The 16,037-nt window shown below is 30.4% G+C and carries 12 protein-coding genes, 1 tRNA gene, 1 other RNA gene and 1 riboswitch; of the genes, 1 reads left to right on the top strand and 13 read right to left on the bottom strand.

The window, feature by feature from the left end; all coding sequences use genetic code 11:
• Positions 1-40 precede the first annotated feature (40 nt).
• The 12 genes from fdhF to Q6H37_RS05145 form a co-directional block, all read right to left on the bottom strand.
• Positions 41-2,188, bottom strand: a complete 2,148-nt coding sequence (gene fdhF, locus Q6H37_RS05200) for a formate dehydrogenase subunit alpha (RefSeq protein ID WP_318739712.1) — start codon at positions 2,186-2,188, stop codon at positions 41-43.
• Positions 2,189-2,994: 806 nt separating this feature from the next.
• Entirely contained in the window at positions 2,995-4,377 is a 1,383-nt protein-coding gene (locus Q6H37_RS05195; protein ID WP_318739710.1) for an FAD-binding oxidoreductase, read from the bottom strand.
• 21 nt (positions 4,378-4,398) lie between these two features.
• Positions 4,399-5,385, bottom strand: coding sequence for an electron transfer flavoprotein subunit alpha/FixB family protein (locus Q6H37_RS05190; protein ID WP_318739708.1), 987 nt, complete (start codon positions 5,383-5,385; stop codon positions 4,399-4,401).
• 2 nt (positions 5,386-5,387) lie between these two features.
• Positions 5,388-6,188, bottom strand: a complete 801-nt coding sequence (locus Q6H37_RS05185; protein WP_318739706.1) for an electron transfer flavoprotein subunit beta/FixA family protein — start codon at positions 6,186-6,188, stop codon at positions 5,388-5,390.
• A 456-nt stretch (positions 6,189-6,644) separates the two neighbouring features.
• Positions 6,645-6,839: non-coding RNA, 6S RNA (gene ssrS / locus Q6H37_RS05180), on the bottom strand.
• Between the two features lie 10 nt (positions 6,840-6,849).
• Positions 6,850-6,932 (bottom strand) — tRNA-Leu (locus tag Q6H37_RS05175).
• Positions 6,933-7,089: 157 nt separating this feature from the next.
• Positions 7,090-7,656, bottom strand: coding sequence for a lytic transglycosylase domain-containing protein (locus Q6H37_RS05170; protein ID WP_318739704.1), 567 nt, complete (start codon positions 7,654-7,656; stop codon positions 7,090-7,092).
• A 1-nt stretch (position 7,657) separates the two neighbouring features.
• Positions 7,658-8,293, bottom strand: a complete 636-nt coding sequence (gene coaE / locus Q6H37_RS05165; protein ID WP_318739702.1) for a dephospho-CoA kinase — start codon at positions 8,291-8,293, stop codon at positions 7,658-7,660.
• A 31-nt stretch (positions 8,294-8,324) separates the two neighbouring features.
• Positions 8,325-10,967, bottom strand: coding sequence for a DNA polymerase I (polA, locus tag Q6H37_RS05160; protein WP_318739700.1), 2,643 nt, complete (start codon positions 10,965-10,967; stop codon positions 8,325-8,327).
• 202 nt (positions 10,968-11,169) lie between these two features.
• Positions 11,170-11,499 (bottom strand): YbjQ family protein, encoded by a 330-nt coding sequence (locus tag Q6H37_RS05155; RefSeq protein ID WP_007060800.1) that lies wholly within the window; start codon positions 11,497-11,499, stop codon positions 11,170-11,172.
• Positions 11,500-11,672: 173 nt separating this feature from the next.
• Positions 11,673-11,810, bottom strand: coding sequence for a hypothetical protein (locus tag Q6H37_RS05150; RefSeq protein WP_007060799.1), 138 nt, complete (start codon positions 11,808-11,810; stop codon positions 11,673-11,675).
• 348 nt (positions 11,811-12,158) lie between these two features.
• On the bottom strand, positions 12,159-13,835 hold the full coding sequence (locus Q6H37_RS05145) for a formate--tetrahydrofolate ligase (RefSeq protein WP_318739696.1): 1,677 nt from the start codon (positions 13,833-13,835) through the stop codon (positions 12,159-12,161).
• 144 nt (positions 13,836-13,979) lie between these two features.
• A riboswitch (ZMP/ZTP riboswitch) is annotated at positions 13,980-14,065 on the bottom strand.
• Between the two features lie 251 nt (positions 14,066-14,316).
• On the opposite strand from Q6H37_RS05145, the gene Q6H37_RS05140 reads away from it, so the two are divergent.
• Complete coding sequence (locus Q6H37_RS05140; RefSeq protein WP_318739694.1) at positions 14,317-14,754, top strand: VC0807 family protein; 438 nt, start codon at positions 14,317-14,319, stop codon at positions 14,752-14,754.
• 473 nt (positions 14,755-15,227) lie between these two features.
• Here Q6H37_RS05140 and Q6H37_RS05135 read toward each other — a convergent pair whose 3' ends face one another.
• Positions 15,228-15,992: a SagB/ThcOx family dehydrogenase gene (locus Q6H37_RS05135; protein ID WP_318739692.1), complete on the bottom strand. Its 765-nt coding sequence runs from the start codon at positions 15,990-15,992 to the stop codon at positions 15,228-15,230.
• Positions 15,993-16,037: the final 45 nt, after the last annotated feature.

Below are 16,037 nucleotides of genomic sequence, written 5' to 3'. Positions count from 1 at the left end.
AGCAAAGAACCTAATTTAAAGATAGATCTTCATTTACATACTATTTACAACATTCCAAATTTATGTTCATCTTTTTTCTTATTTTAGTATACTCATCCTGTACATATTGTTCTGCAGCCTTTTGATCTTTAATATTTTCTACCTTTACAGCACAATATTTATATTCTGGTGTCTTAGATATAGGATCTAAGTTATTTAAAGTAAGCTCATTACATGCTCCTACCCACCATTGGTATGTCATGTACACTGCACCTTTATTAACTCTATCTGTAACTAATGCCTTAGCTACTACAGATCCTCTACGTGAACTTATTCTCACAAATTCTTGATCTAATATATTTAAATTTTTAGCATCCTCTGGATTTATTTGAACATAACCTGGCTCATCAGCTAACTGCTGAAGTGCCCTACAGTTACCAGTCATTGTTCTTACTGAATAGTGACCAACTTCTCTTACTGTAGAAAGTACTAGAGGGTATTCCTTATCTGTACTCTCCATAGGTGCTCTCCATTCTGCTGCAAATAAATTTGCCTTTCCACTAGGAGTATTAAATTTATTTCCTTTATACAAATATGAAGTTCCTGGATGATCTTCTGAAGGACATGGCCATTGAATTCCACCTAGTTCTTCAAGTCTTTCGTAACTTGCTCCCTTAAAGTTTGGACACAAGTTTCTTAATTCATCCCAAATTTCCTTTGTATTTTTATAATTCATGTCATATCCCATAGCTTTAGCAATTTCTGAAATTATCTGCCAATCAGGCTTTACATCTCCTGTAGGTTCTATTGCCTTACGGAATCTTTGGAAACCTCTATCAGCCGAACTATATACACCTTCATGTTCACCCCAAGAAGTAGCTGGTAATATTACATCTGCATGAAGTGCTGTTTTATTCATAAATATATCTTGAACAATTACAAGTTCTAACTTGTCCAAAGCTTCTCTAACTTCTGCTGCATCTGGATCACTTTGTACTGGATCCTCACCCATAATGTAATAAGCTTTTATTTTATCCTCTTTAAGCACTAAATGAGGAACTTCAGTTAAGTGATATCCAACTTTATTTGGAAGTTTTACTCCCCAAGCATTTTCAAATTTTTCTCTTATAGTATCATTTGTTACAGATTGATATCCTGGATATACATTAGGAAGTGCACCCATATCACAAGCGCCTTGTACATTGTTTTGTCCTCTTACAGGACCAATTCCTACATTTGGTCTTCCGAAGTTTCCAGTTAGAAGTGCCAATGACGCTAATCCTTTAACTACGTCAACTGCCTGTCCAAATTGACATACTCCCATACCATAAAGTATCATAGCATTTTTAGCTTTAGAGTACATTCTCATTGATTTTCTTATATCTTCTGCTGGTACTCCAGTCATTTTCTCTGCATACTCTGGAGTATACTTTTCAACTAAAGCTTTATATTCTTCAAAGCCTACTGTATGTTCTTCAACATATTGCTTGTTGTACAAGCCTTCATTTATTAAAACATTTGCAAAAGAATTTACTAGTATCATATTAGTGCCATTTTTTATAGGAAGCCATAAATCAGCTATCCTAGCCGATTCTGTTATTCGTGGATCTGTTACCACTATTTTAGCTCCCTTTCGTTTTGCATTTACTATTCTTCTTGCAACTATAGGATGTGAATCCGCACCGTTATAGCCAAAAATAAATACTAAATCACAATCATCTATTTCATGAATACCATTTGACATTGCTCCATTACCTAATACGTAAGCCAGACCGGCTACGGATGGCGCATGTCAAACCCTGGCACAGTGATCAACATTATTTGTTCCAATAACCGCCCTCATAAATTTTTGCATAATGTAATTAGCTTCATTTCCAGATCCTCTAGCACAACCTGTTCCCATAATTGAATCTGGTCCATATTTCTCTTTAATTTCTTTCAATTTTGAAGCTGTAAAATCTATAGCTTCTTCCCATGAAACTTCTTCAAGTTGTCCATTTTTTCTTATCATAGGTTTCTTTAAACGAGATGTTAAAATTTTAGGATCATTTAAGAAATCCCATCCATAGAGTCCTTTAAGACATAAATTACCCTCATTAGTTCTACCATTAGCAGGTTCAGCTCTTACTATCTTTCCATCTTCTACAACCAGATATAAATTACATCCAGCTCCACAATAAGGACATACAGTTAATACCCTATTTTCCATTTAATTACCCCCTAATTAAATCCTTTACTTTTTAGCCTGATAACGAACAACTGAACTTCATAAATCCATTAATTGAAAAAACAATCACTGTTGTAAAGCATTGTAAACCATCTTATATATAAATATATTAAAATATTCTGAAATCAATGTCAAGTTAGGCCTGTTAAAGTTTTTAACAATCTTTTTACAAAAAAAATGTATTTAATCTAAATAAAGCAAGTCTATTTCAACCTATTCTTAAATTATACTCAATCTTTCCCTAAAACTTTTTTTATAAAAAATTGAATTTAATAATATAAAGTAAAAAAATATCGTTATATTTTTATCATTATTAATGATATTTGTGCTTATTTTTGGTATATTATACATCAATTTTATGGAATTGTTCTAATCTTATCGATAAAATATAATATATAATACACTTACTAATATAAAGTATGTTAAAAAAACTAACAAACTATAATTTCATTATAATTATAAACATGTTTCTTTTTGTAATAAATTTAAATACACATTATTTAACAAAGAAGTTTTTATACAAATTATTTTTAGAAATTTCATTCTAATTTTGTAATAAAATAGTTCTAAAATCAGTTAAAAATAAAACATTTTATTTTTATTTCAATTTGATATATATGTACCACTTTAAGAAATACTGTATTATTTCAATCATTTTTAAGAAAAAATAATTTTGAATTTAAAATATTATTAATATTATCTTAGTTTACTTATACACATAGATGCTTGATAAAGAATATAAAATAAGGAAGCAATTTACTTATTACTTCCTTATATCTTTGCACTTTCTAATCTACTATTGTTCCTGGATTTAATATTCCATTAGGATCAAATACCTTCTTGATCTCCTGCATTATTCCTATTTCTCTTTCACTATATTGAAGTGACATGTGTTTCTTTCTTGTTTTACCAGTACCATGTTCTGCTGTAACAGTTCCACCATATTTAATAGCTGCTTTATACATATCTTCCTTTATATCTTCAAAGTAAACTGGTAACTTACCATCTTCTGCCATTATAAAATTGTGAATATTACCATCTGCAATATGTCCAACAGACGGAGTAATAGTATTATACTTGTTGGCTATTTCAATTAAGTCGTCAATAAGACTTGGAACAGAAGCTGGAGGAACTGCTATATCCAAAGCATCTGCCACATTTTCCTTAAAAGCAGTATACGCATTACTTCGTATCTCTAAAATATTTCTTTGATCCTTGGTAGTTTCGGCTATTAAGCTATCAATAGCATTATATTCTTCACATAATCCCACAATTTTTTCGCTTCTTTCATATAAATCATCTTCTGTAGCTTCATTTAATATAAATATTAAATCAACATTTCCCTTTGTAGCTGGCCATACTTTTCCAATGTGTTTTGCCGATTCTAATGCTACAAACCTTTCCATATACTCTATAGCAAGTGGCGTTATTCCTTCTTGAAGTATTTTAGATACAGCTATTGATGCATCTTTTCTATCATCAAAGGAAACAACAAGTGTACCTGTATTGCTTGTTTTTGTATATAGTCTTAAAGTGACCTTTGTTACTATTCCTAAGGTTCCTTCACTGCCTATCATCATATTTAGCAAATCATATCCCATATTATTTTTCAAAAGTTTATTTCCCAGATTAACTAATTCTCCAGTAGGGAATACCACTTCTAAGGCTTTAATATGGTTTCTCATAATACCATGTCTTACAGCATTTACTCCTCCTGCATTTTCAGCAACCATTCCACCAATTTGTGCACCTTCATCTCCTGGATGGATAGGGAAAAATAGTTTTTCATGCTTATTCAGTCTTTCAAGCATACTTGCAAGAGTAACTCCTGCTTCTACTGTAATCATTAAATTTTCTTCATCCAATTCAACTACTTTATTTAATCTCTCAAGAGATAAAATTATACTTGGCTTAAGTGGTATTGTTGCTCCGCACAACCCTGTACCACCACCTCTTGGAATAACAGGAATTAATACTTCATTTGCATACTTAACTATTTTAGATATTTCCTCACTGCTGCCTGGTTTTACAACTACACAATCTTCACAAGCCTTTGGTCTTAACAATGTCTCTGTTTCATCATATAAATAACTCTGCATCTGTGATAGCTCACTAATAACAAAATCTCCCCCAACTACGCTTTTTAAATTATTTATTATTTCCTCTTTCATTTTATATCCCCCATTTAATAATTAATTGTTTTTAGTCTTGATTTTATTTATAAGCTGAGGAACTACTTCATATAAGTCCCCCACTATTCCATAGTCTGCAACATTAAAAATAGGTGCAGATGGATCTGAATTTATAGCAATTATAGTATCTGAATCCTTCATTCCTGCTAAATGCTGAGGTGCTCCAGAAATTCCACAAGCAATATAGATCTTTGGTTTTACCCTATTTCCGCTGTATCCTACTTGATGTTCTTTTGAAATAAAACCATCATCAACTACGCTTCTGCTAGCCCCTACAACTCCTCCCAGAGCCTTTGCTAATTCTTCTAGCATTTTAAAATCTTCTGCAGACCTTAATCCTTTTCCACCTGAAATAACTACATTTGCCTCTGTAATATCAAACTCTTGTCCCTTAAGCTCCTTTACTACTTCTACCAATTTATCTTTAATATAAACAGATTCTACTTTTATTACTTCGCCTTTACGCGATATGTCCCTTTTTCCTTCAGAAAATTCTTTATATCTTACTGTTGCCATTTGAGGATATGTTTCCGTTTTTATATGAGCCAAAATATTTTCGCTAAAAGCAGGTCTTATCTGTATTAACTTTCCATCTTCATCAACTTCTAAACCAGTGCAGTCTGCTGTCAGACCAGTTCTAAGAGCAGCAGCTACCCTTGGTGCTAAAGAGCGTCCAAAGCTAGTTGCACCTATTAAACATATTTCTGGCTTAACAGTGTTAATTAAGTTGACTAAGTTTATTTTATAAATCAATTCTTCTGGTTCATTAAACATATCATCTTCTAAATAAAATACTTTATCCGCACCTCTGTATATAAGTTCCTCTGTTTTTATATTGGCAGGTCCTAGTACCACTGAGTATAAAAATACTCCTAACCTATCTGCAATTTTCCTTCCTTTGCCTAATAACTCATAGCTTACTTTATGAATTTCACCATTCTTTTGCTCTGCAAAAACTAAAACTCCGCTGAATTCTTTTAAGCTCATACTTATACCTCCAATACCTTTTTATCTTCTAATACAGTAATTATTTCCTCAAGGCCTTCGTTTATATTTTCTCTAAATAGCTTTCCTTCCCTTTTAACACTTGAAGGAACTTCTATTTTCTTTACCTTTGTAGGAGAACCCTTAAAACCAACTTCTTCTAACGTTAAAACTTCCTTCAGCTCCTCCATACTCCAAACAGTTATTTCCGCCTTTCTTGCTTTCATCTTACTTTTAAATGTTGGTAACCTAGGTTCATTTATATCTTTCGTTACTGTAATCAGCACTGGAAACTGGGCTTTCTTTAAGTACGTTCCTCCCCAAAGTCCACATTGAGCTACCATATTCTCTTGATTTATATCTTCTATTTTTTCCACATAACTTATATGTGGTATATCTAAAAATTCTGCAATTTCAGGTCCAACTTGTCCTGTATCTCCATCAACAGTCTTTTCTCCAGCAATAATCAAATCAAATTTTCCAATTTTATTTATAGCACTAGCTAAAGTTTTTGAAGTTGCCCTAGTATCAGCTCCACCAAAACTTCTGTCACTTAATAATATTCCTTCATGAGCTCCTCGTGCTATTGATTCTTTTAATGCTTCATCAGCACTAGGTGGTCCCATACTTATAACTGTAACTTTTCCATCCATTTTTTCACTTATTTGTACCGCTGTTTCTAATGCATTTAGATCAAAGGGATTTATTTCCGTGCCAGCAGATTTTCTATCAACTACTCCTTTTTCTCTATCAAATTTAACTCGTTCCATGTCTGGTACTTGTTTTATTAATACCACAATATTCATGTCTCCATACTCACCCTTTCATATATATTAGCAATTAGGTTATTTGCATATATATTTAAAAAATCTTCAATGTACCTTATCTAACATTTATATGCTTTTTAAATACAAATTTTATTACAAACAATACTACTATACGAATGAGCTACATTATTATAATTAACATATAATAATTATCAATAATCATTTTAAATCCTTTTTATTATCGCAATAATGCGATTATTCTGTAAATTTTTATCATAATATCAACCTTAAGCTAAATTTTAGACTTTATAAATACAATACACTTACCCTAATTATATCTATTCTTCAATATTTTTGAAAATCCTTTAAGATAAAAAATTAACAAAATATTTCTATTAATGTGTTATATAAAAAAAGTACTACACGCCTATAACCACTTTTGTGATTTAAACGTGTAGTACTTTTTATATTAATCCGTAAACATAATTTACTAAATTAAAATCCAAAATACCGTTACCCTAATTTTGACACCTATCTCTCCGATAGGTGGGTGCCCTCACAGATGTTTCTATCAATCCCAAAGCCGTCAAAAGGTCTCACAAGGAAGTACATATCTGCATCTAAATTTTGAACTCCCGTTTTAGTAATGTAGGTTCAAAATATAGAGTCTGTCGAATATTCCAGAAATTATACAAATTTATGGTGCAGAAGACGGGACTTGAACCCGTACGATTACTCACACGCCCCTCAAACGTGCGCGTCTGCCTATTCCGCCACTCCTGCATACTTATTTGCTTTTTGCAACTACGACTATTATACTATGTGTTTTTATCTTCGTCAATAAATTGTTTTTAACAATTGTTAACTAAAAAATAGGACTTAATACTTAATATAAATTTAATATCAGTATTAAATCCTTAAATTTTCTCTTTAACTACCATTACTTTTTTTGTAATCTTTTATCTTTATTATATAAATATTTATATATATTACAATTTACTTTAACTTTTTTAACATACTTGTCCGTTTCCTTAAAAGGAATGTAGTGAAGGTTTTTTCCATCAGAAGAATGTTCCGAGCTCTTTAACCATTTTTGAACATTACCTCTTCCTCCATTATATGCCGCCAGCACTAATTCCATATTATTATCAAATTCATTTTTTAAATTATCTAAATACCAGCATCCCATATTTATATTGAAGTCGGAATCATTTAGCATATCTGTTTTGAAATTCTTCACGCCCATTTTCTCAGCTGCCCATTCCGCTGTGTCTGGAGTGATTTGCATAAGTCCATAGGCATTTTTATTTGACTTTGCATTTTTATTAAAATTACTCTCCGTCTTTATAACTGCTGCTACTAAATAAGGATCTAAATCATATTTACAGGAGTATTTAAGTATACTATCTGCATATTTTAATGGATAAAAGTATTCAACTATATTCTTTGCATTCATTAATAATACAATTAATGCTATAAAACCTATTGCTCTTTTAATTCCTTTCAAATTAATTTGTGCCTAATTTACTAAGGCACTTCACCCCCCTAAAATTTCTGCCAATCTCTTTTAAAGTTATATTTAATTCTTCTTCTGTATTCTTTAAACTTTTTGAATTATCTATGGTGTAGTCTGCAAATTTAATTTTTTCTTGTAAAGACATTTGTGAATTTATTCTGTTGAGAATTTCGCTGTGTGGCAACTTATCTCTATTTTTAATTCTTTCAAATTGTGTTGAAGAATCTACCCAAACCAGTATATTTACGTCCATATATTTATGTAAATTATTTTCTATTAGGGTAGCAGCATCAATTATACACACTTCTTTTCCATCCTCATCCAATTGATTTATTCTATAAAATATGTCTTTTACAATAAAAGGCATAATTATCTCTTCATATTTTTTTCTTCTTTCTTGTACAGCAAATATAAAATTACCTAACTCTCTTCTTTTTAATTTATTATTTTCATCAACAAATGTTTCTCCAAAATTTTTCTTTATTTCACAAATAATTTCAGGATATTTGTTTAATACCTCTCTGGCTACAATATCTGCATCTATAATATCAAACCCTCTTTTGCTAAGCATTTCAGAAATGGTACTCTTTCCACTTCCTATTCCACCAGTAAGTCCGATTTTAAGCATAAGACACCAACCCCTTTGTATTTGAAGAAATTTATTTTGCCTCGTACCAATTATCTCCAAGATTAATATCCACTTCCAAAGGTACTCTTAATTTCATAACATCTTCCATTTGATTTTTCACTAATGCTTTTACTTCTTCTAACTCATCCTTATATACATTCAAAATAAGTTCATCATGTACTTGAAGTATTACTTTACTCTTTAAATTTTTACTCTTTAAGATGTTATATACATTTACCATGGACATCTTTATTATATCTGCAGCACTGCCTTGAATAGGTGTATTCATGGCCAATCTTTCACCAAAAGCCTTTACCATCTTTTTAGAATTTTTTATTTCAGGTATAAACCTTCTTCTATTCATTATAGTAGTTACATACAGATTATCCTCTGCTTGCTTTATAACATTATCCATATACCTTTTTACACCTGGATATCTTTCAAAATAAGTATCTATATAATTCTTAGCTTCTTTTCTTGATATCTTTAAGTCCTTAGCCAAACTAAAGTCACCTATGCCGTAAACTATACCAAAGTTTACAGCCTTAGCATTACTTCTTTGAAGCTTAGTAACTTGGTCTATAGGCACTTTAAACACTTCTGATGCTGTTTTAGTGTGAATATCACTATGATTAAGAAAAGCATCTATTAAATTTTCATCATCTGCTATATGAGCAAGTACTCTGAGTTCTATTTGTGAATAATCTGCTGAAAGTATTATTGAATTTTCACCTTCAGGTACAAATACTTTTCTTATTTCTCTACCCATTTCATATTTTATTGGTATATTTTGAAGATTAGGTTCCGTGCTTGACAATCTTCCTGTAGTAGTAACTGTTTGATTAAAGCTAGAATGTATTTTTCCATCTTTATCAATTACAGCTTTTAATCCTTCGATGTATGTAGAATAAAGCTTAGTAAACTGTCTATAGTAAGTTATTTTTTCTATAATAGGATGTTTATCTGAAAGCTGCTCTAAAACCTCTGCATTAGTGGAATATCCTGTTTTTGTCTTTTTAATTACAGGCAAATCAAGTTTTTCAAATAATATTTTTCCAAGCTGTTTAGGAGAATTAATATTAAACTCTTCTTCTGCCAATCCATATATATCCTTCTGAAGCTTATCTATTTCTATCTTAAACTTTTCTCCTAGTTCCTCTAATTTTACAGTATCAACCTTAAAGCCTTCATATTCCATAGCTGCTAATACCAATGTAAGAGGCTGTTCTACTTCATATAAAAGTTCTTCCATATTCAATTCTTTTATTTGTTTATTTAGAGTTTCAAAGACATCCTTTAAAAGAGAAGTTTCCTTTACTCTGATTTCATCTTCTTCTCCTTGAAGCATTATTTTAAGATAATCCTGTATAATAGAGTTTAATTCATATTCACCCCTAGAAGAATCAATTAAATAAGCTGCTATTTCTGTATCAAATTTTACACTGGTAAAGTTTATTCCCATTTTCTTAAATACAGTATATGGAACCTTTACATTATGACTTACTTTTTCTATTTTATTATTTTCAAATATATTCTTAAGACATTTTAATGTATCTTCATTATTTTCTTCATATATTTTATTAATCTCTACTACATAATTTTCGTTATCTATATTTAAAAACATCTTTTCTATATAACTTTCTGAGTAAATATTGCCATCTACAATTTTAAAAGTTAAGTATAAAATTTCATCTTTTGCAATTGAACTTATGTCTTCCCCAAGCTTTTTTAAATCCTTTATATTACTTATGTTTTTAAAGTCAACTTTAATATCTTCCTTTTCAATTTCTTTCTTTAATTCTTTTTCACCTATTACTTTATCTATAAGTGATTTAAATTGAAGCTCTATAAATAAGTTCTTTACACCTTCTACATCATAATTTTCCTTAGATTTTATTTCATTTAGATCTATTTCTATAGGAACATTAACCATGATAGTAGCAAGCTTTTTGCTGAATACTGCCTGCTCACTATACTGCATTAAATTTTCCTTTATTTTTTTTCCACTAATATTATCTATATTATTTAATACATTTTCTATACTTCCATATTCTTTTATAAGTTTAAAGGCTGTTTTTTCACCAACTCCTGGAACACCAGGTATATTATCTGATTTGTCTCCCATAAGGCCTTTTACATCTATGAATTGAGTTGGTGTAACTTCAAATTCTGAAATCATTCTGTTTTTATCATATATTTCTTTTTCCGTAATTCCTTTTTTTGTTATAACAACTTTTACATTATCTGTTGCTAATTGAAGAGCATCTCTATCTCCTGTAACTATATAAACTTCTATATCTTTTTTTTCTGCATATACAGAAAGGGTTCCTATAAGATCATCTGCTTCAAATCCGTCAATTTCAAACATACTTATGGAAAGCATATTTAATAGTTTTTTTACCACTGGAAATTGTTCTGCCAGCTCTTCTGGCATTCTTTTTCTACCAGCCTTATAATCCTTGTATTCATTGTGTCTAAATGTAGGAGCACTTCTATCAAAAGTACAAACTATATAATTAGGATTAATTTCTTCTCTCATTTTTAAAAGCATTGTTACAAAGCCATATACTCCATTAGTATGTAATCCTTGAGAGTTAGTTAACGGTGGCAGTGCATAAAACGCTCTATTCATTAAACTATTTCCATCAAGTATCAATAACTTTTCTTTAGACATAAGACCCTCCAAATTTGTTAATTATTTTATCTATATAAACTAATTTCAATTTCCCATTTTCTCAATCTCTTTATTATATCATCTTAACAAGTATATTCTCTATTTTTTTTAATATTTTATTAAATTAAGTTTCTTTTTATTTTAATGATACCCATATTTCTAATAAAAAAACATCTACAAATCAATGCAGATGCTTTCTTAATTATTCCTTTTCTACTTTAACTGCCGTTCCATAACATAAAACTTCTGTTATTCCTTGTGTTACTTCATTAGCATCGTATCTGACTCCAATAATAGCATTTGAACCTATTTCATCGGCATGCTTCATCATTAGTTCAAATGATTCTTCTCTGGTTTGTTCACAAAGTTCTGTATACAAAGATATATTTCCTCCTACAAGACTTTGTAATCCAGCTCCTATGTTTCCTATAACACTTCTTGAACGAACAATTACGCCTCTCACTAATCCACAATTTTCTATAATCTTATATCCTGCTATATCAAATGCTGTTGTTACCATTGATTTATCCATATTATTATTCTCCCCCTTCTTAATTCTAGCTTAGACCGCAGCTTGAATTTTTCAAATAGATATGATAAATTCTGCTTGATAAAATTACAAAGATAAGTATGTCATTGAAAATATTAAATTACCACAAAGAAAAAAACAGCAGAAAGAACTCTGCTGATACCGTATTAAAAATTTTAACCCCTACTAAATAGAACACTAACCATATCGAAAAGAAACTTATGTGATTCTCTTCTTCTTATTTTTTTAACTGCTTTTTTATCTCTTTTAGCAGCTTGAACATCTTTTTTATTTTCATTAATAATATCTTTCATGAAAACCACTCCCCTTTTACCCATTAATATGCATTTCAAATAAGTTTAGTTACAACAAAATCATAGTAGTAGGCTTCCCCTTTTGTTTAACACTTATATTACATATGTTTTTTGTTATTTTATAATACTATTATAATATTTTTATAAATAAATGTCACTACCTTTTAAAAAGAATATTGAAAATATTTAGAATATTATCTTAAATGCAATTTTATTCATTAATATTATAGTGATTTATTATATCTTTACTATAAATTGAAGCCAATGCTTCAGTATACAAAATACCACTAAAACATTGGCTTCTTATTTTTTATATTAATTTTTGAGATTATATAAACAAGATACTTACTAGAATAATCCGCTTATTACTCCATCTTTATTAACATCAATTTTTTCAGCTGCTGGAACTTTAGGAAGTCCTGGCATTTTCATTATTGCTCCAGTTAAAGCAACAACAAAACCTGCTCCTGCTGAAACTGTTACTTGTCTTACAGTTACTTTAAAGCCTGTTGGTCTTCCAAGTTTAGTCTGATCATCAGTTAAAGAATATTGAGTTTTGGCCATACATACTGGAGTTTTACCAAATCCATTTTTCTCTAATTCATCAATTTCTTTTTCAGCTTGTGCTGTAAATACTGCATCATCAGCACCATAAATCTTTTGGGCTATAGCTCTTATTTTTTCTCTTATTGGGAGTTCTGCATCATAAGCAAATTGGAAGTTGTTTTCTTCTGTTTCTATTAATCTTATTACTTCCTTAGCAACTTCAACTCCACCTTCTCCACCTTTTGCCCAAACTTCTGATAGTTTAACATTTACTCCAAGAGCTTTACATCTATCTTCAACTAATTTTAATTCAGTTTGAGTATCGGTTGGAAATGCATTTATTACTACTACTGCTGGTAATTTAAATACCTTAGTTATATTTTCAACATGCTTTAATAAATTTGGAAGTCCTTTTTCAAGAGCTTCTAAGTTTTCATTATTTAAATCAGCTTTTGGTACTCCGCCATTGTATTTTAATGCTCTTACTGTAGCAACTATTACAACTGCATCTGGTTTGAGTCCTGCCATTCTACATTTAATGTCTAAGAATTTTTCAGCTCCAAGGTCAGCTCCGAAACCTGCCTCTGTAACTACATAATCTGCAAAATGAGTAGCCATTCTTGTAGCCATTATTGAGTTACATCCATGAGCTATATTTGCAAATGGTCCGCCATGAACAAATGCTGGTGTTCCTTCAAGAGTTTGAACTAGATTTGGTTTTAATGCATCTTTAAGCAATGCAGTCATAGCACCTTGCGCATTTATTTGTCCAGCTGTTACAGGTTCTCCAGCCCTTGTATATGCTACAACTATTCTAGCAAGTCTAGCTTTTAAGTCTTCTATATCGCTAGCTAAGCAAAATATAGCCATTATTTCTGAAGCAACAGTAATATCAAATCCATCTTCTCTTGGTACTCCGTTAACTTTTCCCCCCATACCGTCAACAACAAATCTTAATTGTCTGTCGTTCATATCAACACATCTTCTCCAAACTATTCTTCTTGGATCAATGTCTAAAGCATTTCCTTGATATATGTGATTGTCCAACATTGCTGCTAATAAATTGTTAGCTGCTCCTATTGCATGAAAATCTCCAGTAAAATGTAAGTTAATGTCTTCCATTGGAACAACTTGTGCATATCCACCACCTGCTGCTCCACCTTTTACTCCAAATACTGGTCCTAATGATGGTTCCCTTAATGCAACTATTGTATTTTTGCCTAATTTTGATAAAGCGTCAGCTACACCTATTGATGTAGTAGTTTTTCCTTCTCCTGCTGGTGTTGGATTAATTGCTGTACAAAGAATTAGCTTACCTTTTTTTCCTGGAGTTTTCTTTAATAAGTTGTAATCTACTTTAGCCTTATATTTTCCATAAAGCTCAATGTCATCTTCAGAAATACCTATTTTTTCAGCTATCTTCCTTATGTCTTGTGGTTTACACTCCTGTGCTATTTCAATGTCTGATTTAAAACCCATTTTAAATTACCCCCATCTCTAATTTTTTTATTTTTATCTCCTTTGTATTAGATATTAAGGAGATTGTTTAACTTTACATAAAATTTTTCTTTAGATTTAATTAAAGATGTCCAACAGTTAACAAAAAACGTAAAACCGCCTGGACACATTTGCCCAGGCGGTCGACATTTATACTTTATAAATCACACTCCCTGTGGTAAACTCCACTTCCGCCAGTCGTGCGACTCTTAAATTTTCAAAATAAAAATTACTGCTTCAATAAACATGTAATTGTAAATTTTATCACTGTATCTTAATATTAAATGATAATGCTAATTATGTCAATTAGTAAATATAAAAAGATTTGTATATAGTTTTCATAAAAAACATGTTGACTTTATATATCAGAGTGATATATAATAAAGACACAGTATATCACTCTGATATATAAATCAAATTTAAATAATAATTTTATGTAATAGTTGAAAAGGGGACTGAAGTTATGGAAAAGATGAATACAAATAATAATAATTCAATAATAAACAATATTTTAAACAAAGATTTTATCATTAGTGCTATTATTCCTGTTTTAATATGCTTAAGCTTTAATAAAATTAACATGACACTTAAGGGTATAATATTAGCAGGTATTTGGAGTATTGGTGTAGTGATCCTTAATTTTATTAAAGACTATGAGATTAATGCCCTTGCAGTAATTACCGCTGCTTTTTCTGGAATCGGTTTGCTAGGTACTGTAGTTTCAAATAATCCAAATTTTTATCTATTAGCACCAATAGTGAGAGATGTTTTATATGCTTTAGTCTTCTTTTTATCTGTGCTAATTAAAAAGCCATTAATTCAAGTTATAGCAGAACAAATATATCTTAAAAATGTTCCAGAAGAAGTTAAGAAAAAAAATCTTATAAATCAATTTGGGTAATTCTTACCATTGCATGGGGAATTTTAAATGTAAGCCAAGCAGTTGTTGGCGTTATATTATTGCATTATGTATCTATGAGTTCATATTTTACTATAATTACTCTTTACACTAATATTTCTACTCCATTACTTTTAGCTTTCTCAATTGCATTTCCAAAATGGTATAACAAAAGAGCTAAATAGAAGGATTTTATTAAGTTATTCTTAAACTCAGGTAGAGTTTGCTTATGAGGAATACCTCTCTCCACCTGAGTCTTAGAAGAACTTATCCAGAGACGTAGCTGCTCTTTGCTCCCACTTGGAGAAGTGGGAGTATTAGAGCAGGTAGTCATCGGATAAAGATGATAAATAAAAAAATCCCTAATGTTATTCATATTATAACTAAGGGATTTACTTTCTATTTATATAAATTATGCTTTTAACATTTGATATTCTTTATTTATTATAGTATACTTCCTATACTTTATTAAAATATTACCTCTGTTTATTACCTATTGCCGCCATGTATACTATAAATTCATTTTCTCCATCCAAATTTAACATTTGGTCAATAAGATTTTGATCATAAATTCCAATAGCACATGTTCCACATTCTACAGATTCTGCTGCTATGTAAAGATTCTGACAGAGATGCCCAGCATCAAGTAAAATCTTTTTATGGGCTGTCACATCAAATTTATATTCTGCTCTATAGGGAATACAACTCCATGCAAACAATACTGCACTCTTAGAAGCAAAATTTGGTGCAAAGGGTTGTCTAGGTGTTGCCTGATCAATTTTCATTTCCATCTCTTCTATAGTATTAATAAATACTAGTTTATGTTCTAAAGGCAAATATCTATATATTCCTTTATTCAATCCTTCAACCATATTTATTATCAAATATGTCTCAAATGTATGTGCTGCTCCACCTGAAGGTACTCTTCTTATCGTAGTCATATTGTTATTCATAACTTTTTGAATTCCTTGAGTTGCCCAGAGCAAATATGACAATTGCTCTAAACTAATGCTTTCTTCAGCATACTTTCTTATACTACGCCTATTCTCTAAACAATCAAATACATTGCTTTTTGATAATATATCTTTAGATACTTCAGGTAAATCAATTAATATTGAATCGCTATCATATTCTTTTTGAAAAGCAGGGAATGGCAGTCCCTTTTGTCTGTCTGTTTGAACTTCATCTAAAATCTGAAAATTTGCTTTTAAAAACTCCCTATTCTTTTTATATCTGTTCATACCTTGCTCCTTATTATATAAGTATAATTAAACTTTAAGAAAAAC

The sequence above is a fragment of the Clostridium sp. JS66 genome (genome assembly GCF_033561535.1).
Taxonomy (GTDB): domain Bacteria; phylum Bacillota; class Clostridia; order Clostridiales; family Clostridiaceae; genus Clostridium_AM; species Clostridium_AM carboxidivorans.
This window is presented reverse-complemented; position numbering and strand designations above follow the sequence as displayed.